This window comes from Martelella sp. AD-3, from assembly GCF_001578105.1.
Classification (GTDB): Bacteria; Pseudomonadota; Alphaproteobacteria; order Rhizobiales; family Rhizobiaceae; genus Martelella.
In genome coordinates, this window is the sequence record NZ_CP014275.1 from 182,560 (window position 1) to 200,345 (window position 17,786).

Here is a 17,786-nt window from a genome sequence, read left to right on the forward strand (position 1 = left end):
ACTGACAAACAAGAACACGCTGGAGGAAACATGGAAAACAAATCCGATCAGATGCGCAAGGGCATGATGGCCGCCGCCGAAAAGGCAGCGCTTGCGGCCGATCAGCCCTTCATCAATCCTTTTTCCATGTTCAAGCGGGCAAGCCCCGAGGACCTCGCGCGCTATGATGCGGCGATGCTGGCACAGGCGGCCGTGCACGCCGCGCGCGAGGTCGGCGCCTTCGATGGCGCAGAGGCCCGCGTCACCGTCGGTCCGGTCTCCGGCATCGCGCCTTCGGGCATCGCAACCGATGTGATCACCGTGACAGTCCGGAACATGCCCTTCATCTACGATTCGGTGATGGCCGAGATCGGCGAGTTCACCAACGATATCCTGCTTGCCGTCCATCCGATCCTGATTGCAGGGTCCGGCCGTTCCGTCACCGCGTTCTCGCCGGAAATCCAGCATGCGCCAGAAGATCGCATCAGCCATGTACAGGTGCATGTGGCCGCGCTTTCGCCGGAGACGCGCGCACGGCTGAAGGAGAGGCTCGACTATGTGATGGCGCATGTGCGGCTTGCCGTCAACGACTGGCCGCTGATGCTTGAGAAACTGAAGACGGCCATGGATGAGATGGACGCGCGCGCCCCGGAGGGCCTGAAAGCGGGCGCCGAGGAGGCAAAACACTTCCTGGAATGGCTGCGCGACGGCAACTTCACCTTTCTCGGCATGCGCGAACTGGCCTATATCGACGAGGGCGGCTCCGGACGGGTCGAGCATGTGGCCGGTTCCAGCATCGGCATTCTCTCCGATCCCGAGATGCGGGTCCTGCGGCGCGGGACGAACCCGGTCGTCTCCACCCCGGAGATCCTCGCCTTCCTGGAAGGCCCGGAGCTTCTTCTGGTCACCAAGGCGAATACGACCTCGATCGTCCACCGGCGCACCTATATGGACTATATCGGCGTCAAGCGCTTCGGCGAGGATGGAAGGGTCGTGGGCGAACTGCGCATTGTCGGCCTCTTCACCTTCACCGCCTATACCCAGTCTGCCGCGCGCATTCCGCTGCTGCGCGCCAAGCTTGCCGAGGTCTCGCGCCATTTCGGCTTCGAGCCCAAGAGCCATGCCGGGCGCATGCTGCAGAATATCCTTGAATCCTATCCGCGCGACGAACTGTTCCAGGTGCCGGTGCCGCAGCTGACCGAGTTTGCCGAACAGATCATGGATGTGGCCGAGCGACCGCGCATCCGCGTGTTGAGCCGCATCGACGGCTTCGACCGCTTTGTCTCGGTCCTCGTCTATATTCCGCGCAATCTCTATGACGCGCGGCTGAGGGAGAAGGTCGGGGAATATCTCGCCGAGGTCTATCAGGGTCATGTCTCCGCCTATTACCCTTCGTTTCCGGAAGGCCGCTCGGCCCGCGTCCAGTTCATCATCGGCCGCCACAGCGAGGAGAAGACGCCCGAGGTGCCGCAGGTCGAACTGGAAGAGGCCGTCCGCAGGCTCGCCGCCGACTGGTCGGAGCATTTCCGTTCGCTCGCCGGCCCCGGAGCGCCCGATTTCGATGCAAACGAGGCCTACCACGAGGCATTTTCCCCCGAGGAAGCCGTTGCCGACCTGCCGTTGATTGAAACGGCGGCCGAAAGCGGCATTCGCATCGCCTTCTACCGTCCCGTCAATGATGACGGCGAGGAGGAGCTGCGGCTCAAGATCTTCCATGCCGGCGGTCATCTGGCCCTGTCGCGGCGCGTGCCGCTTCTGGAAAACCTCGGCTTCACCGTGATTTCCGAACGCACCTTTGACCTGACGCTGGAACCAGGCGGCGCCGGCCCCGTCGAGGTCATCCTCCATGACATGGAGCTGCTGGTCGACGGTTCGACGGTCTTCGACCTGGAGGCTGACGGCGACCGCCTCGAGGAGGCCTTTGCCGCCGCCTTTACCGGCAGCGTCGACAATGACAGTTTCAACCGGCTGGTGCTGCTTGCCGGTCTCGATGCCCGCCAGGTCAACGTTCTGCGCGCCTATGCGCATTATCTGCGCCAGGCCGGCGTCAATTTCACTGCCGACTATGTCGCCCAGTCGCTCTGCCTCTATCCGGTGATCGCGCGCGCGTTGTTCCTGATGTTCCGCACCGCTTTCGATCCCGCGCTTTCCGATGCGGACCGCGCCGAGGGGCTGAAGAGCGCGCGCGGCACCATCACCGAGGGGCTGGAAGGCGTGCCGAACCTCGATGACGACCGGATCCTCCGGCTCTTCGTCAAGCTCGTCGACGCGACACTGCGCACCAATTATTTCCAGACCGACGAGAGCGGCGCGCCGCGGCCGAACCTCGCCTTCAAGTTCGCCTCGCGCTCGCTGGCCATCCTGCCCGAGCCGCGGCCCTTCCGCGAGATATTCCTTTACGGCCCGGAGGTCGAAGGCGTTCACCTGCGGTTCGGCAAGGTGGCGCGCGGGGGGCTGCGCTGGTCGGATCGCGGACAGGACTACCGCACGGAAGTGCTCGGCCTCGTCAAGGCGCAGCAGGTCAAGAACGCCGTCATCGTGCCCGTCGGCGCCAAGGGAGGCTTCTATCCGAAGGCCCTGCCTTCCGGCGGCAGCCGCGAGGAAGTCTTCAACGCCGGGCGCGAGGCCTACAAGAGCTATATCCGCACGCTTCTGTCGATCACCGACAATATCGAGGACGGCAAGGTCATCCCGCCTGCCGATACGGTGCGCTGCGACGACGACGATCCCTATTTTGTCGTTGCCGCCGACAAGGGCACGGCGACCTTCTCCGATACCGCGAACGCCCTGGCGCAGGAGGCCGATTTCTGGCTGGACGATGCCTTTGCTTCCGGCGGGTCGGCGGGCTATGACCACAAGAAGATGGGCATTACCGCGCGCGGCGCCTGGGAGGCGGTGAAGCGGCATTTCCGCGAAATGAACATCGATATCCAGACGACGCCGTTCACCGTCGTCGGCGTCGGCGACATGTCGGGCGACGTCTTCGGCAACGGCATGCTGCTGTCGGAACAGATCCGGCTGGTGGCGGCCTTCGACCACCGCGACATCTTTATCGATCCCGACCCCGACACGGCGAAGAGCTTTGCCGAGCGCAAGCGGCTGTTCGACCTGCCGCGCTCCAGCTGGCAGGACTACGACCGGAGCCTGATGTCGCAAGGCGGGATGATCATCTCTCGGCGTGAAAAGGCGGTGAAGCTGAGCCCTGAGGCCGCCGCGGCGATCGGTCTTGCCCAAGGCGAATATACGCCCTTCGACATCATGTCCGCGATCCTGAAGGCGAAGGCCGACCTGCTCTGGTTCGGCGGCATCGGCACCTATGTCAAGGCGCGCGGCGAGACCAATGCCGAGGTCGGCGATCGCGCCAATGACCCGATCCGCATCAACGCCGAGGACCTGTGCGTTCAGGTGATCGGCGAGGGCGCCAATCTCGGCGTCACCCAGAAGGGGCGCATCGCCTTCGGGCTCAAGGGCGGCCGCTGCAACTCCGACGCGATCGACAATTCCGCCGGCGTCAACTGCTCCGACGTCGAGGTCAATATCAAGATCGCGCTCGCCTCTGCCATGCGCGCGGGCCGCCTGACGCGCGCGGACCGCGACGTGCTGCTCGCCGAGATGACCGAGGCCGTCGCCGGCATCGTGCTGGAAAACAACTACTTGCAAACGCTTGCCATCTCGCTCAGCAATGAGGCTGGTCTTGCCAGCATGCTGTCCCTGTCGCGGATGATGGAGGTTCTGGAAAAGGACGGACATCTCGACCGCACGGTTGAAACGCTCCCGGATGACGAGGCGCTGCGTTCGCGCCGCCAGTCCGACCGCGGACTGACCCGCGCGGAAATCGGCGTGCTGCTCTCCTACGGCAAGATCGTTCTGTTCGACCAGTTGCTGGAAAGCGACCTGCCGGACGACCCCTATATGGAGCCGCTGCTCTACGGCTATTTTCCCGAGCGCATGCGCGAGACCTTTGCCGAGGATATCGGCGGGCATCGCCTCAGGCGCGAGATCATCGCCACGCGGCTCGCCAATGACGTGATCAATCGCGGCGGGCCGGAATTCGTCATCAATGCCTGCGACATGACGGCGGCGACGCCGGCAGAGGTGGTCAAGGCGGCGATCATTGCCCGCGACGGCTTCGGCATGGAGAACCTCTGGCACGCCGTGCACGCGCTTGACGGGTCGATCGACGGCCGGACGCAGAATGCAATCTACACGCAGCTTCGCTACCTCTTCAGCATTCTGACCCACCTGCTGATCCGCAACGGGCTTGCCGAGGGCGATATCGCAAATGCAGTCGCGCGGCTCAAAGGCGCCTTCGGCACGTTCGAGGCGGGGATTGCCGATCTTCTGCCCGATGCGAGAGCCGAGTGGCTTGCCGGGCAGGAGGAGGGGTGGCGCAAGGCCGGCGTGCCGGACGATCTCGCCGCAAGCCTCGCCCGTCACCTCGCCATGATGTTCGTGCCGGAGGCCCTGCAGATCGCAAGACGCAGCGGCCATAGCCTGGAACGGGCGGCCGACGCCTATTTCAGCGTCACCAAGCTCTTCCATGTGTCGCCGCTCCTGAGCGTCGCCGCGCGGATGAAGCCGAGCGATTTCTACGATTCGCTCGCGCTCGCCCGCTCCATGGACCAGATTTCGGCCAGCCGGCGCGATCTCGCCGCCAACGCGCTTCTCGGCCATGGGGAGGCGGAGAACGCCGTCGTCGCCTGGCGCGAGGCGCATGCCGCGCGGGTTCAGCAGATTGCCGAGCAGCTCGAACGGCTTGCCCGCTCGGGCGACCCGTCGATTGCCAAGACCACGGTCGCCGCCGGCCTCCTGAACGACCTGGCCCGCGATCTGGGTTGATGCCGGTCAGGGTTTGACAAAGCGGCCAGAAGCGGCAATCTCGATCCTGTTCACACGGGATGGATCGCATTGTCGCTTCTTGAGGAAAATGTCACGGCATCGGCCGGACGCGCTTCGGCGCCGCGTTCCGGCGTTGTCGGCTGGATGTTGTTCGACTGGGCGGCGCAGCCTTTCTTCACGGTCATCATCACCTTCATCTTCGGTCCCTATTTCGTATCCGAGCTCGGAAGCAATCCCGTTGCCGGGCAGACGGCATGGGCGCATGCGGCGACGATTGCCGGGCTCGTTGTCGCCGTCGGCGCGCCATTTGCCGGCGCGCTTTCGGATTCGGCCGGGCGCAACAAGCGTTTCATCGGAACGATGGCCGTCGTCCAGGCCGGAAGCCTCGCCCTTTTGTGGTTTGCCGCGCCCGGAACCGGCTATGTCTGGCCGGCGGCGCTGATCATCGCGGCGACCGTGATGGCCGAGCTCTCGGTGGTCTTCAACGATGCCATGCTGCCGCATCTGGTCCGGCCCGCGCGCATGAACCGCGTCTCCAACGAGGCCTGGGGGCTTGGCTATCTCGGCGGCATGATCTTCCTCATCGCCGTCGTGCTGTTTCTCTCCGCCGACCCCGAGACCGGGTTGACCATGCTCGGCCTGACGCCGCTTTTCGGGCTTGATCCGGAGACCGGGGCGGCGGCACGGTTGACAGGTCCGCTGGCAGCCTGTTGGTACTTCGCGTTCCTCGTGCCGTTCTTCATCTTCACGCCCGATCGCCCGCCGCTGAAGCCTGCCGGGCGCGCCATCGCCGACGGGTTCAAAGACCTGAGGGCCACCCTCGCGGCGCTCAAGGGTCGGCCGGCGCTGATCCGCTTTCTCGTCGCTCGCATGCTCTATATGGACGGCGTCAACGGCATCCTCATCCTCGGCGGCGCGTTTGCGGCGGGCATGTTCGGCTGGAAGACCATGGAGATCGGTATTTTCGGCATCATCCTGAATGTCGCGGCGATCTTCGGCTGTTTTCTCGCCGCGCGTTTCGGGCGCGGCGCCTCAGCGGGCGGGGTTGTGCTCGTGGCGCTCCTGATGCTGGTCACGGCGACGCTCGGCATCGTATCGACCACGAAGGAGGCGACCCTTTTTGGTTTGCTGCGTCTCGGGCCCGTTTCCGGGGACGGCCTTTTCGCCGCCGGAGCGGAAAAGGCGTTTCTTGGCTACGGCGTTTTGATCGGCCTTGCCTTCGGGCCGGTGCAGGCGGGCTCGCGGGCCTTTCTGGCAACGCGCATCGCGCCGGAAGAGGCGGGACGTTTCTTCGGCCTGTTCTCGCTGACCGGCCGGATGACGAGCTTTTTGGCCACCGGCGCCTTTGCCATTCTGACGGGCTGGACCGGCTCGCCGAATATCGGCATGGCGAGCCTGCTCGTCTTTCTCGTCGCAGGGCTCGTTCTGTTCGTGCCGGCGATGGGGCGCGGCGAAAGGCGGCAGTAAAGCCTGCCGCCCGTCAGTTGTCAGTGGCGGAAGGTGCGGGTGCCGGTGAAGACCATGGCCACGCCATTGGCATTGGCCGCGTCGATCACCTCCTGGTCGCGGATCGAGCCGCCGGGCTGGATCACGGCGGTGGCGCCGGCGGCAACAGCGGACAGGAGACCGTCGGCAAAGGGGAAGAAGGCTTCCGAGGCAACGGCGGAGCCGCGCGTCATCGGCTCCGGCCAGCCGGCCGCCTTCGCCGCGTCCTCGGCCTTCAGCGCGGCGATGCGGGCCGAGTCGATGCGGCTCATCTGGCCGGCGCCGATGCCCGCCGTCTGGCCGTCCTTGACGTAGACGATGGCGTTCGACTTCACATGCTTGGCAATGGCGAAGGCCATTTTCAGGTCTTCAAGCTCCCGCTCGTTCGGCGCGCGTTCCGTGACCACTTTCAGTTCGATCTCGTCGATCATGGCGGTGTCGCGCCCCTGCACAAGGAAGCCGCCTGCAACCGTCTTGAAATTGAGGCCCTTTGCGCGCGGATCGGGCAGGCCGCCGGTGGTGAGCAGACGCAGGTTTTTCTTCGCAGCGATGATCGCCTTGGCTTCCTCGTCAGCGTCAGGCGCGATGATGACCTCGGTGAAGAGCTTGACGATTTCGCTCGCCGTCGATCCGTCCAGCGCCTGGTTCAGTGCCACGATGCCGCCGAAGGCCGACTGGTTGTCGCAGGCGAGCGCGCGGCGATAGGCTTCCAGAAGCGTTTCCGCGCGGGCGACGCCGCAGGGATTGGCGTGCTTGATGATGGCGCAGGCCGGCGAAATCTCCGGCGAGAATTCCGCGACCAGCTCGAAGGCGGCGTCGGTATCGTTGATATTGTTGTAGGACAGCTGCTTGCCCTGGTGCTGCACGGCATTGGCGACGCCCGGCCGCTTGTCGCCGGTGACATAGAAGGCGGCGGCCTGGTGCGGGTTCTCGCCATAGCGCATTTCCTGGCGCAGCGTGCCGCCGAGCGTCAGGTGACGCGGGTTCTCGATGGCCAGCGCCTCGGCAAACCAGGCGGCGATCGCCGCGTCATAGGCGGCCGTGCGGGCATAGGCGCGCGCTGCCAGCTGCTGGCGCAGCGCATAGGGCAGGGTGCCGTTTCCGGCCTCGAGCGCCGCTGTGATCGCGCCATAGTCGTCCGGATCGGTGGCAACGGCAACATAGGCGTGGTTCTTGGCTGCGGCGCGGATCATCGCCGGGCCGCCGATATCGATGTTCTCGACCGTGGTCGGATAGTCGCCGCCGGCAGCGCGCACCTCCTCGAAGGGGTAGAGGTTGATGACGGCGAGATCGATGCCGTCAATGCCGTGCGCGCGCATGGCCGCCTGGTGTTCCTCGTCGTCGCGAATGGCGAGCAGCCCGCCGTGAACCTTGGGATGCAGCGTCTTCACCCGTCCGTCCATGATCTCGGGGAACCCGGTGATGGCCGACACGTCGGTGACCTGAAGCCCGGCCTCGGCCAGCGCCTTGTGGGTGCCGCCGGTGGAGAGCAGGCGCACGCCGCGGGCGACAAGAGCGCCGGCGAATTCGACAATGCCCCGCTTGTCGGAGACGGAGAGGAGCGCGGTTCTGATTTCGACGAGATCGGGAGCGGGAATTTTCTTCGAGGCGACGGCCATGACAAGGTCCTTCAGAAGGCGCCTCCAGCGGGCGGGAAACCGCGGCTGCAAGCGCAGGGCAACAACTGATCTGCAAGGTTGGTTGCGGATGGCCCGCTCTAGCACGCCTTCGGAAAATGTGAAACCGTCAGCCGAGCCGGCTGAGGCGCCAGCGGATACCGGGTCGTTCGCCGATCGTCCAGGCGATCACGATCTGGCGCGCGGCGGTTTTTCCCGCACTTGCGGCGAAAAACACGCCGTCCTCCAGAACCGGCGCGCAGCCGGGCGCCGAAAACAGCCAGCTTTCATTGTCGGGCGCGGTCATGAAGATCGTGTCTTCGTCTTCCTGCATCGTCCAGATCGCGGGATGAAGATGGAAGCGGGCGACGGCGACGGTCTCGTCGTTCTCCGCCGGCACGCCGCCGTCCTTCAGGCGAAAGCCGTCCGTGCCGGTGATCTCGGCGCCGTCCGGCGAAAGCGTCAGCGTGCGTTCCAGCAACAGGCCGAAGCGCGCGAGATAGCCGTCATGGCGCATGGCCAGGCGGTCATGGCCGTTTTCGTCCATATCGCGCTCGTGCGTCACCTTCGTGATGCCGCCGGTGACAACGGGGCCGAGGAAGGAGGAGCGTGAGAAGCGCATCGCCGAGTGATCGTTGACGGTGACGGCGGAATGGGCGGCGGTCGTGCGCGCCATGCGGATCGTCTCCGCGTCGGCCTCAAGCGGCACGCCGGTATTGACGATGAACCGGTTCTGCCCGGCCGACATCTCGAACGATAGCGCTCCCGCATGGGCGGTTTTTGACAGATGGACGGAAAGCGGTCTGCCGGTGTCGGCGATCAGCGTCGTCCGGCCTGCCTGCAACCGGTCGAAGCCCGAATGCGGCAAGGCCCGGAACACCGAGCCGCCGGTCTCGTCATAGCGCAGAAGCGCGGAAAGCGCCGTGCCCGGCACCAGGCCCGTGCCGTTGAAAAGCGCAAGGTCGCCGTCGCGGTGGCGGAAGAAATTGAGCGCCGCGTAGCCGCGGTCGATGCTTGCGACCAGCCGTTTCGGCAGGGTCTGATCGAGATTGATATAGGTCTGGCGCAACGGCAGGAGGCGGAGCAGCAGGCTGACCAGCGCATCGGGGCTGCGGGAGATGTGCCCGCCATCGGGCAGGATCTGCCTTTCCAGCTCGGCATCGAGCCTTCGGGCGGCCTCGCGCTTGCGGTGGTCCGACAGGTCAAGGCTGATGGCTGCCATGGCAAGGGCGATCGCGGTCTGAAGGCGCACCGCGTCGTGCGGCAGCGCCGCGTAGCGGCCCCTGAGGATGCGCTCGTGACGCGCGATCTGGTCGACGAAGCGGCGATAGAAACCGGTGTCCGCGCCCTTGAGGATCACGGTCGAGTGGCAGAGCCAGGCGTTCAGCCGCCGCACCGCGATCTCGGTCTGCCAGCCTGTGCCCCTTGCCGCGCGGTGGCGGCGCATAAAGCTCAGGACGGCAGCGCGCGCGAAGATGTTGGCGTCCTCGCCGCGCTGTGCACGCAGGTGCCTCAGCCAGGAAAAGCCGGCAAGTTCCCGTTCGAAGGCAAGGCTCGGCATCTCGAACGAAAATAGCGGGCGGCCGTTGGTCTCGAGCACCGCGCCGGCGAGCGCGAAACGACCCTCCAGCAGGTCTTCGCCCTCAAGCGGGTCGGCGATCCTGAGATCGGTCGGGGCGACGAGAAGCCTGGCCGGACGACGCCCGGACAGGAAACGCGGCAGCGGCGGTCGCGCCGAGAGCAGCAGGCGACAGGCGCGCGCAAACGATTCCCGACAGTAGAGGGAGGCCGAACGCCAGATTTCCGGAACCGGAAGGCTCAAAGGTGCACCCTGCCCGTTGTTTTGACCCGCGTTGATGCATTTCCGGCCAAACTTCCGGTCTAGCCGGATAGGCTGAATGCTTTGTTAACGCGTGAAGACATTGTTTTTATTAGAAGCCGGAATGCACGATTACGGCGTCTAGTTCAAGAACCTGGCATGAAATAGGTGTCAGCGCTTCCGGATTGCCGCGGCGTAGAAGCCGTCGAGGCCGGTGATGCCGCCGATGCTGTCGGCGGGCGTGGTGCGGATGGCGCCCTCGCGGTCAAGCAGATGGGCAAGCGGGCCGATGGTCGCCGGCGCGAAATCCGTCCGCTCGACATCGTGCCGCTCGGCGAGGAGCCGTGCGACATTCTCCTCGCCCTCCAGAGGGTCGAGCGAACAGTTGGAGAAGATCACGATGCCGCCGGGGCGAACCATGGAGAGCGCCCGCGCGAGCATGGCATATTGCACCTCCGCCAGCTTCCCGATGTCTGAAAAATCCTTGGTCCACAAGACGTCCGGATGCCGCCGCACCGTGCCCGTGGAGGAACAGGGTGCATCGACGAGAGCGGCGTCGAAAAGCGTCTCGGGCGTATATTCCATCATGTCGGCGCAGACGGTTTCGGCCGTAAGCTGCAGCCGCGCGAGGTTCTGCTCAAGCCGTTTCAGCCGGCTTTTCGAGCGTTCCAGCGCCGTGACCTCGGCGCCCTGGCAAATGAGTTGCGCCGTCTTGCCGCCGGGCGCGGCGCAAAGATCGACCACGCGCTGTCCCGAAAGATCGCCGAAAAGCCGGGCGGGAATGGCGGCGGCGGCATCCTGCACCCACCATTCGCCGTCATCGAAGCCATCCATCGCCGTCACCGCGCCGGACGGCTTGTCGAGCCTGACGGTGCCGGTGGCGAGCACCGTGCCGCCAAGTTTTTCGGCCCAGCCTTCCGGGTTCGATTTTACCGAAAGATCGATGCTCGGAGGGGTAAGCTGCGCACGGCCGATGGCGAAGGCCTTTTCCGCGCCGTAGACGGCGACCAGCCGTTCGCGGAACCAGTCGGGGATCGGCGAGACGGCTTCGAGTTCAGCGAGCGTCTTGTCCTTGCGGCGCGAAAGCCGTCTCAGCACCGCGTTGACGAGGCCGGCGAAGCGCCTGTTGCGCGGGTCGGCATTGGCCTGTTCCACGGCGATATCGACGGCGGAATGGTCGGGGATATCGAGATAGAGGATCTGTGCCGCAGCTATCGTCAGAACGTGCGCCAGCGCGCGTGCGCCCGAAGGCAGCGGCCGTTCGAGCAGGCGGGTGATCGCGGCATCGAGCATCGGCTTGTGGCGCAGCGACGTCAGCACCAGTGCCCGGCAGAGCGACTGGTCGGCGGAAGAAAGGCTGCGATAGGCGCCGTTGCCGTGCTCATTGTCGAGCATGCCGTCCAGCGGCGTTTTCCGGTCGACAACGGCGGCGAGGATTTTCGAGGCTGCCGCCCGCGGGGCGTAGCCCGGCTTGTTTTCCGGCGCGGGGGAGGCGGCGTCTTTCGGACGGGCCGTGTTCCGGCCCGGCCGTTTCATGTCATCATTCAATTCCAGGGACCTTTGATGGGCGGGTCGCCGCCGGTGTTGCGGCCGGTTTCGGGAACCGAACGCGATCTGCGGGTCGCCTTAGCAGGCTCCGGGGCCGCCGTCGAGGTCCGGCCCATGCGGGCGGCCTGTTCGCGAAGCGCCGCTATGCGGTTTTCCGTGTTCGGGTGGGTGGAGAACAGATTGTCCATGTTCTGCCCCGAGAGCGGATTGATGATGAACATGTGCGCCGTTGCCGGATTGCGCTCGGCCCGCTCATTGTGGATCACCTCGTTGCCGTGGGCGATCTTCTTCAGCGCCGAGGCGAGCCACAGCGGGTTGCCGCAGACCTCGCCGCCGCGCTTGTCGGCGGAATATTCGCGCGTCCGGCTGACGGCCATCTGCACCAGCGCCGCGGCCAGGGGCGCCACGATCATGGCGACCAGCACGCCGACAAAGCCGAAGGGGTTGTTGTTGTCGCGCGAACCGCCGAAGAAGAACGCAAAATTGCCGAGCATGGAGATCGCGCCGGCGAGCGTCGCCGTGATCGTCATGGTCAGCGTGTCGCGATGCTGCACATGAGCGAGCTCATGGGCCATGACGCCCGCCAGTTCCTCGCGCGAGAGCATTTTGAGGATGCCGGTCGAGGCGGCAACGGCGGCGTTTTGCGGGTTGCGGCCCGTGGCGAAGGCATTGGGCTGCGGGTTGTCATAGAGATAGACCTTGGGCATGGGCAGGCCGGCGCGGTGGGCGAGTTCGCGCACGAGATTGTAATATTCCGGCGCGGTCGAAGCGTCGACTTCCCGCGCCCCATACATGCGCAGCACCATCTTGTCCGAATTCCAGTAGGAAAACATGTTCATGCCGGCCGCGATCATCAGCGCGATCATCATGCCGCCGCGGCCGCCGATCATGAAGCCGATCGCCATGAACAGCGCCGTCATGAAGGCGATCAGCATGGCAGTGCGAACGAGGTTCATTTCTCTGTCTCCGGGAGCGAAGGGACCTTAAACTTTCCGCAAAGTCCGCTTATATGCAGGACAGGACAATAGATGGGGCGGAATTGACTGCATATCAATATTGCGCCGATTCCGTTTGCAGGCATGGCAGGAAGAATTCGACATGAACCATGACGACGAGACCGGCAGGACGCAGGCCAAAGGAGAAACCCGGAGCGAGGCAGCGCCCTCGGCGGCGGAACTGGCGGCGCTTACGGCAGGTTCGGAGTTGCCGGCTGTCGACCCGGAGGCCGAGCGACGCGCCAACCTGCCGGAGGCGGCGAAGCGCGCTCTTGCCGAAGCGGAGGAGCGTCGCCGCGCCGCCTCTGCCGAAGCGCGCCCTGCACGAGAACATGGCGGGCGCGGCGGCCTCGATCCGGCCCGCTACGGCGACTGGGAAATCAAGGGTCGCGCGATCGACTTCTGAGATAGGTGGTAATTCCTATTGAATTCCTCTTCTTAGAGGAATAAATTCCTTTTTATGAATCACTCTGTCTGCACATTCCTGACGGCGTTGTCTGTCGCCTGTCTGCTTGCGCCTGCCGCTGTCCGCGCCGAGGATATCTATGCCGGTCCGGTGCGCGCCGAGATCGTGCGCGTCATCGACGGGGACACGATCGTGGTCGAGGCACGACCATGGCCAGGGCAGATCGTGGAAACCTCGGTGCGGATCCGCGGCGTGGACACGCCGGAGCTCAGGTCGTCCTGCGAGGCCGAACGTCAGGCGGCATCAATCGCCAAGGATTATGTCATTTCGCTTCTTCGTGCAGGCGAGACCGTCCAGCTCAGGCGGATCGCCGGTGACAAGTATTTCGGTCGCGTGGTCGCCGATGTGGCTCTGCCGGATGATCGCGACCTTTCCAGCCTGCTTCTCGAGGGCGGTTTTGCCGTTTCCTACGATGGCGGACGCAAGCCGGACTTCCTCTGCCCCTCGTCCTGAGACCGAAGCTGGCGTAGAACCGGGTTTTCAGATGCCTCCCGGAGTTCCCATGACCCAATCCTTTGCCCCTGTCGTCACCGAGCAGAATCACGCCGTTTCGGTGTCAGGCTTTGCTGTCACGCTGCCGCTCGTGGCGATCAAGCCGGACCTTGCCATATCGCTGATGATGGTGATCGACCTTGGCGTCCGCTTCGGCGAGCATTGCGGCAAGAAGCTTGCGGCGCAACTGTCGCCGATGGAGCCCGATATCGTCGTCGGCGCGGCAACGCTCGGCATTCCGGTCGCCATCGAGGTGACCCGCGCGCTCGGGCTCGATCGCTATGTCATCCTGCAGAAATCGCCGAAGGTGCATCTGGGGTCCGCGCTTGAACAGAAGATCACATCGATCACCTCCAAGGGCGAGCAGCGCCTGCTTCTTGATGATCGCGCCGTACCGCTGCTCAAGGGCAAGCGGGTTGTGGTTGTCGATGATGTGGTCGCCTCCGGCTCGAGCCTGAAGGGTTCGGTCGAGCTGGTGCGCAAGGCCGGCGGAGACGTCGTCGGGCTCGGCGTGATCCTGACGGAGGCGCGGGCATGGGAGGAGGCGCTCGGACGTGACGCGGCGCTGGTGCGCGGCCTTGCCCATATTCCGCAATTCAAACCGGGCGACAACGGCCGCTGGGTCGCACGGCCGGAGACGCTCTAACCTATGGAATCTACGCATCGTGCTTTCCGAAAATCGATTCCGATTTTCGGAAAGCACGATGCGCTCGGAACGAAAAAGGCCGCACCGTTTAAGGTGCGGCCAGCGGTTTTCCCCACGTTGCGAACGAGACTATCCGCCATACATGAGGTTCGGGAGGAACAGGACGATCCCCGGCACGAACAGCAACAGGCAGATGAGCGCGAAGACGGCGGCGATGAAGGGCAGCGATTCCCTCACATATTCCTCCACCTTCGTGTCGAGCAGGCTGCACACGGTGAACATCGCCACGCCGACGGGCGGCGTCATCGAGCCGAAGGTGACGATGGTCATCATCAGGATGCCGAAATGGACCGGATCGACGCCCGCCTTGACGACCACGGGCACGAGGATCGGCGTCAGCAGCAGAACGAGAATGGTGCTTTCGAAGAACAGGCCGGCAATGAACAGGCCGATCAGGATGACGGCGACGATCAGCACCGGATTGGCAAGGCTTTCCAGCATGAAGCCGGCGACCGATTGCGGCACCTGCAGGAAGATGATGGCGAAGCCGACCATGCCCGACATCAGGATGATCAGCATGATCAGGCCGATGTCCGAGATGGCGTGACCGAAGGCGCGCTTGATCGCCTCGAAGGTCACAACCCGGTGGGCGAAGACGCCGATCAGGATCGCGTAGACGACGGCGAAGGCGCCGACTTCGGACGGCGTGAAGAGACCGCCGCGGATCGAGCCGATCAGCAGCACCGGGAACAGCAGCGCCCATTTGGCGCCCCATGCCGCAGCGCCCAGTTCGCGCGCGGTCGGCTTGCGCATTTCCTTCATGACATAACCGCGCTTGCGGGCAACAAGCCAGGCGGCGACCATCAGGAAGGTCATCATCAGTATGCCGGGAATGATGCCGGCCATGAACAGGCGGCCGATCGAGACCTGGCCGACATAACCGTAGAGGATGAGGCCGATCGACGGCGGAATTGTCGAGGTGATCAGCGAGGAGATCGCGATGACGGCGGAGGAGTAGCCCTTGGAATAGCCGTTCGAGATCATCTGCGGTCCGAGAACGCGCGCCTCCATTGCCGCATCGGCAACGGCCGAGCCGGAAACGCCGCCCATCAGCGTCGACAGGATGATCGAGACCTGGGCAAGCCCGCCCGCCATCCAGCCGACGGCAACCTTGGAGAAGGTGAACAGGCGGTCGGTGATGCCGCTTTCGTTCATCAGGTGGCCGGCAAGCACGAAGAAGGGCACCGCCAGAAGCGGAAAGCTCTGGGAAACGGTGGCGATCTTCTGCACGCCGATCGAGACCGGCATGATGTCGGAGGTGAGGAAGAAGGTGAAGCCCGAAATGCCGATGGCGAAGGCAATGGGCGCGCCGAGAAGCATCAGCGCAAAGAAGACGATGCCGATAAGGGCCATGTTGGTTACTCCGCCGCGCCGGTTTCGATGACAGCTTCGTCCTCGGCCGCGGTGCGGGTGAAGACGAGCAGACGGTCGCCCTTCGCGCTGCGCCATGCCTGAACCAGGTTGCCGAGGATCGAGATCGTCAGCATGACGCAGCCGGCGGGAACGGCGATCGTGACCCAGGCATAGGAAAGGCCCGAATCGCCGAACTGGCGTTCCTTGTTGAGCATGGTCAGGTCATAGCCCTCCACGGCGAGCAGCAGCAGAAAGGCGATGAAGAGGGCGGAAAGCCCGGTTTCGAGAGCAAGACGATAGCGATAGGGGAAGGGGCGGACCAGATAGTCAACGCCGAGATGGCCGCGCTCGCGCATGGCGCGCGTTGCACCGATGAAGCAGAGCCAGATGAAAAGGAGCTGAGCCAGGTCGACCGACCAGATCAGCGGATAGCCGAAGAAGCGCATGGTCGCGGCGATGAACACCAGAACCGTGATCACGGCAAGCAGGATCGCGCCGGCAACGAATTCGATTTTTGCGAGGAAACCGGGCATGGTGGCCCCTCCAGTCAGGGTTGGGAGCATTCCGGCTTTTATCCGCCCTGAATGCTCGCGCGCGGTTGTTTTCTGTTGCGCGGCCGCGCCCTCTTTTCCCGGGGCGCGCCGGCATCGTTCCCGCCGTCCTTGCGGGGAACGAACCGCGGCCTGCCGCGGTTCGTCATGGCGCAGGAGGTTTGGGCCGTTTTACTCGGCGGCGATCGCCTGAAGCTGGTCGCGCAGGTCGCCGTAACCGAGATCGTCATAGACGACGGCGGTCGCTTCCTTGAACGGCGCGACGTCGATTTCCTCGACCGCGACGCCGTTGTCGATCAGCTGCTGCTGCAGGCTCGCAAGCGCATCCTGCGTGCCGTAGGAGGCGATGTCGCCGGCCTTCAGCGCTTCTTCATGCAGGACCGTCTGCAGGTTTTCCGGAAGCGAATCGACCCAGGCGGCCGAAGTGATCAGGCCGGTGATCAGGTTGATGTGCCCGGTCAGCGTGATGTTGGTGATCACCTCGTCGAGCTTGGCACCGACGACGGCGGGAAGCTGGGCTTCGGCGCCGTCAATGACGTTGGAGGAGATCGCCGAATAGACCTCGCCCCAGGGCATCGGGGTCGGCGTGGCGCCCATGGCCTCGATCGTGCCGGTCCAGACCGGCGCGCCGGGCGTGCGCATGCGTACGCCGGACAGGTCATCCGGGCCGTTGATCGCCTTCTTGGTCAGAAGGTGCCGTTCGCCCTGCCACCAGTTGAAGCTCAGCACGTCGAGGCCGGCATCGTCATGCAGTTTCTGGGCCCACCCGTCGAACATGTCGGAGGTGACGACCTTGCGGATGCCGTCATAGCCGTTGGCGAGATACGGCGCGCCAAGGACGCCGAACTCGTTGACGAAGACGGCGAGGCGACCGCCATCGACGACGACGGCGACGGGCGCGCCGGCGCGGGCCTGTTCAAGCACGTCCTCATCGGGGCCGAGCTGCGAATTCGGGAACAGGCGGACTTCGAGCGCGCCGTCGGAGGCTTCGGCGACATTGTCGCGGAAGGCTTCAAGGCCCTTGTAGAGCGGATCGTTGGTGGCGAGCGCCGTGTTGACGTTCAGCGTGTAATCGGCGGCAAGGGCCGAGCCGGCGAGAAGGCTTGCGGCGAGACCCGCAAGCGCGATGCTGCCCAGTTTGGAAAAATGCGTCATGTCGTCCTCCCAATCAGACGTTCAAGGGTTTGGGGCCTAACGCCCCGGTGGGTCGAAAAACTCAGGCTTTTCTTCGAAGATTTCCGGGAGATCGCTGAGGATCTCCCTGAGGTGGCCGCGAACGGCGCGTTCGGCGGCTTCGGGATCGCCGGCGCCGATGGCGTCGACAATGGCTGTGTGCTGGGCGGTCAGCTTGACCATGGGAAAGCGCAGAAGGCTCAGGTAGCGAACCCGGTCCATCTGCACCTTCAGCCCCTCTATGAGCGCCCAGGCCCTTGCCTTGCCGGCGCCGTCGGCAAGGGTCTTGTGAAACAGTTCATCGAGCGCGATGAAGCGGTCAGCGTCGCTGGTCGCCGCCTCTCTCTGCTCCTGAAGCTGCAGCTTCAGCTCCTCGACCAGCCCGACATCGGGTTTTTCGGCGAGAAGCCTGACGATGTCCGCCTCGATCGCCTCGCGCACGAAGCGGGCGTCCATTACCGCCGCCTGCGAAATGCGGCGCACGAAGGTGCCGCGCTGCGGGCGGATTTCCAGCAGGCCCTCCTCGGAGAGCTTGATGAAGGCTTCGCGCACCGGCTGGCGACTGACGGCAAAGCGCGCCGCCAGTTCCGATTCGGAAAGGCGCGAGCCCGGCGGCAGTTCGTTGTGGATGATCAGCTCACGCAGGATGCCGTGCAGTTGCGACCCGACCGGAGCGCCCGGCGCGATGGTGGTGGCGATTGTTTCTGGCAGCATGGCTGTACCTCCCGACGGTTTTTATGGTGCACCATACTTCCATACTAGTC

The 17,786-nt window shown here is 64.6% G+C and carries 13 protein-coding genes; 5 read left to right on the plus strand and 8 right to left on the minus strand.

Translation table 11 applies throughout. The features are described from left to right. Nucleotides 1-30 precede the first annotated feature (30 nt). Entirely contained in the window at nt 31-4,818 is a 4,788-nt protein-coding gene (locus AZF01_RS00835) for an NAD-glutamate dehydrogenase (protein ID WP_024708492.1), read from the plus strand. A 144-nt stretch (nt 4,819-4,962) separates the two neighbouring features. Continuing rightward, entirely contained in the window at nt 4,963-6,285 is a 1,323-nt protein-coding gene (locus AZF01_RS00840) for an MFS transporter (protein ID WP_036237304.1), read from the plus strand. Between the two features lie 20 nt (nt 6,286-6,305). Here the strand turns inward: AZF01_RS00840 and purH are convergent, their stop codons facing one another. The 4 genes from purH to htpX all read right to left on the minus strand — a co-directional run bounded on the left by purH (nt 6,306) and on the right by htpX (nt 12,242). After that, nucleotides 6,306-7,922, minus strand: a complete 1,617-nt coding sequence (gene purH, locus AZF01_RS00845; protein ID WP_024708494.1) for a bifunctional phosphoribosylaminoimidazolecarboxamide formyltransferase/IMP cyclohydrolase — start codon at nt 7,920-7,922, stop codon at nt 6,306-6,308. Between the two features lie 127 nt (nt 7,923-8,049). After that, complete coding sequence (locus tag AZF01_RS00850) at nt 8,050-9,741, minus strand: heparinase II/III family protein (protein ID WP_024708495.1); 1,692 nt, start codon at nt 9,739-9,741, stop codon at nt 8,050-8,052. Between the two features lie 168 nt (nt 9,742-9,909). Continuing rightward, nucleotides 9,910-11,274, minus strand: a complete 1,365-nt coding sequence (locus AZF01_RS00855; protein ID WP_051424077.1) for an RsmB/NOP family class I SAM-dependent RNA methyltransferase — start codon at nt 11,272-11,274, stop codon at nt 9,910-9,912. 8 nt (nt 11,275-11,282) lie between these two features. Further along, nucleotides 11,283-12,242: a zinc metalloprotease HtpX gene (htpX, locus tag AZF01_RS00860; protein ID WP_024708497.1), complete on the minus strand. Its 960-nt coding sequence runs from the start codon at nt 12,240-12,242 to the stop codon at nt 11,283-11,285. Between the two features lie 247 nt (nt 12,243-12,489). Here htpX and AZF01_RS00865 point away from each other — a divergent pair, with 247 nt between their 5' ends. Genes AZF01_RS00865 through AZF01_RS00875 form a run of 3 tightly spaced genes read left to right on the plus strand, consistent with a single transcriptional unit; the run spans nt 12,490 to nt 13,885 of the window. Further along, nucleotides 12,490-12,687, plus strand: a complete 198-nt coding sequence (locus AZF01_RS00865; protein WP_036237308.1) for a DUF1674 domain-containing protein — start codon at nt 12,490-12,492, stop codon at nt 12,685-12,687. 54 nt (nt 12,688-12,741) lie between these two features. Next, nucleotides 12,742-13,200: a thermonuclease family protein gene (locus tag AZF01_RS00870; RefSeq protein ID WP_024708499.1), complete on the plus strand. Its 459-nt coding sequence runs from the start codon at nt 12,742-12,744 to the stop codon at nt 13,198-13,200. Between the two features lie 49 nt (nt 13,201-13,249). Next, a complete protein-coding gene (locus AZF01_RS00875; protein ID WP_024708500.1) occupies nt 13,250-13,885 on the plus strand; it encodes a phosphoribosyltransferase family protein in 636 nt (211 codons plus the stop codon). Between the two features lie 129 nt (nt 13,886-14,014). Here the strand turns inward: AZF01_RS00875 and AZF01_RS00880 are convergent, their stop codons facing one another. The 4 genes from AZF01_RS00880 to AZF01_RS00895 all read right to left on the minus strand — a co-directional run bounded on the left by AZF01_RS00880 (nt 14,015) and on the right by AZF01_RS00895 (nt 17,736). Beyond that, on the minus strand, nt 14,015-15,298 hold the full coding sequence (locus AZF01_RS00880; protein ID WP_024708501.1) for a TRAP transporter large permease: 1,284 nt from the start codon (nt 15,296-15,298) through the stop codon (nt 14,015-14,017). Nucleotides 15,299-15,303: 5 nt separating this feature from the next. After that, nucleotides 15,304-15,831 (minus strand): TRAP transporter small permease, encoded by a 528-nt coding sequence (locus AZF01_RS00885; protein ID WP_024708502.1) that lies wholly within the window; start codon nt 15,829-15,831, stop codon nt 15,304-15,306. Nucleotides 15,832-16,020: 189 nt separating this feature from the next. Further along, the gene (locus AZF01_RS00890) at nt 16,021-17,004 is read right to left on the minus strand and encodes a C4-dicarboxylate TRAP transporter substrate-binding protein (RefSeq protein ID WP_024708503.1); all 984 of its coding nucleotides are present in this window, start codon (nt 17,002-17,004) and stop codon (nt 16,021-16,023) included. A gap of 36 nt (nt 17,005-17,040) precedes the next feature. Further along, nucleotides 17,041-17,736, minus strand: a complete 696-nt coding sequence (locus tag AZF01_RS00895; RefSeq protein ID WP_024708504.1) for a GntR family transcriptional regulator — start codon at nt 17,734-17,736, stop codon at nt 17,041-17,043. Between the last annotated feature and the right edge of the window lie 50 nt (nt 17,737-17,786).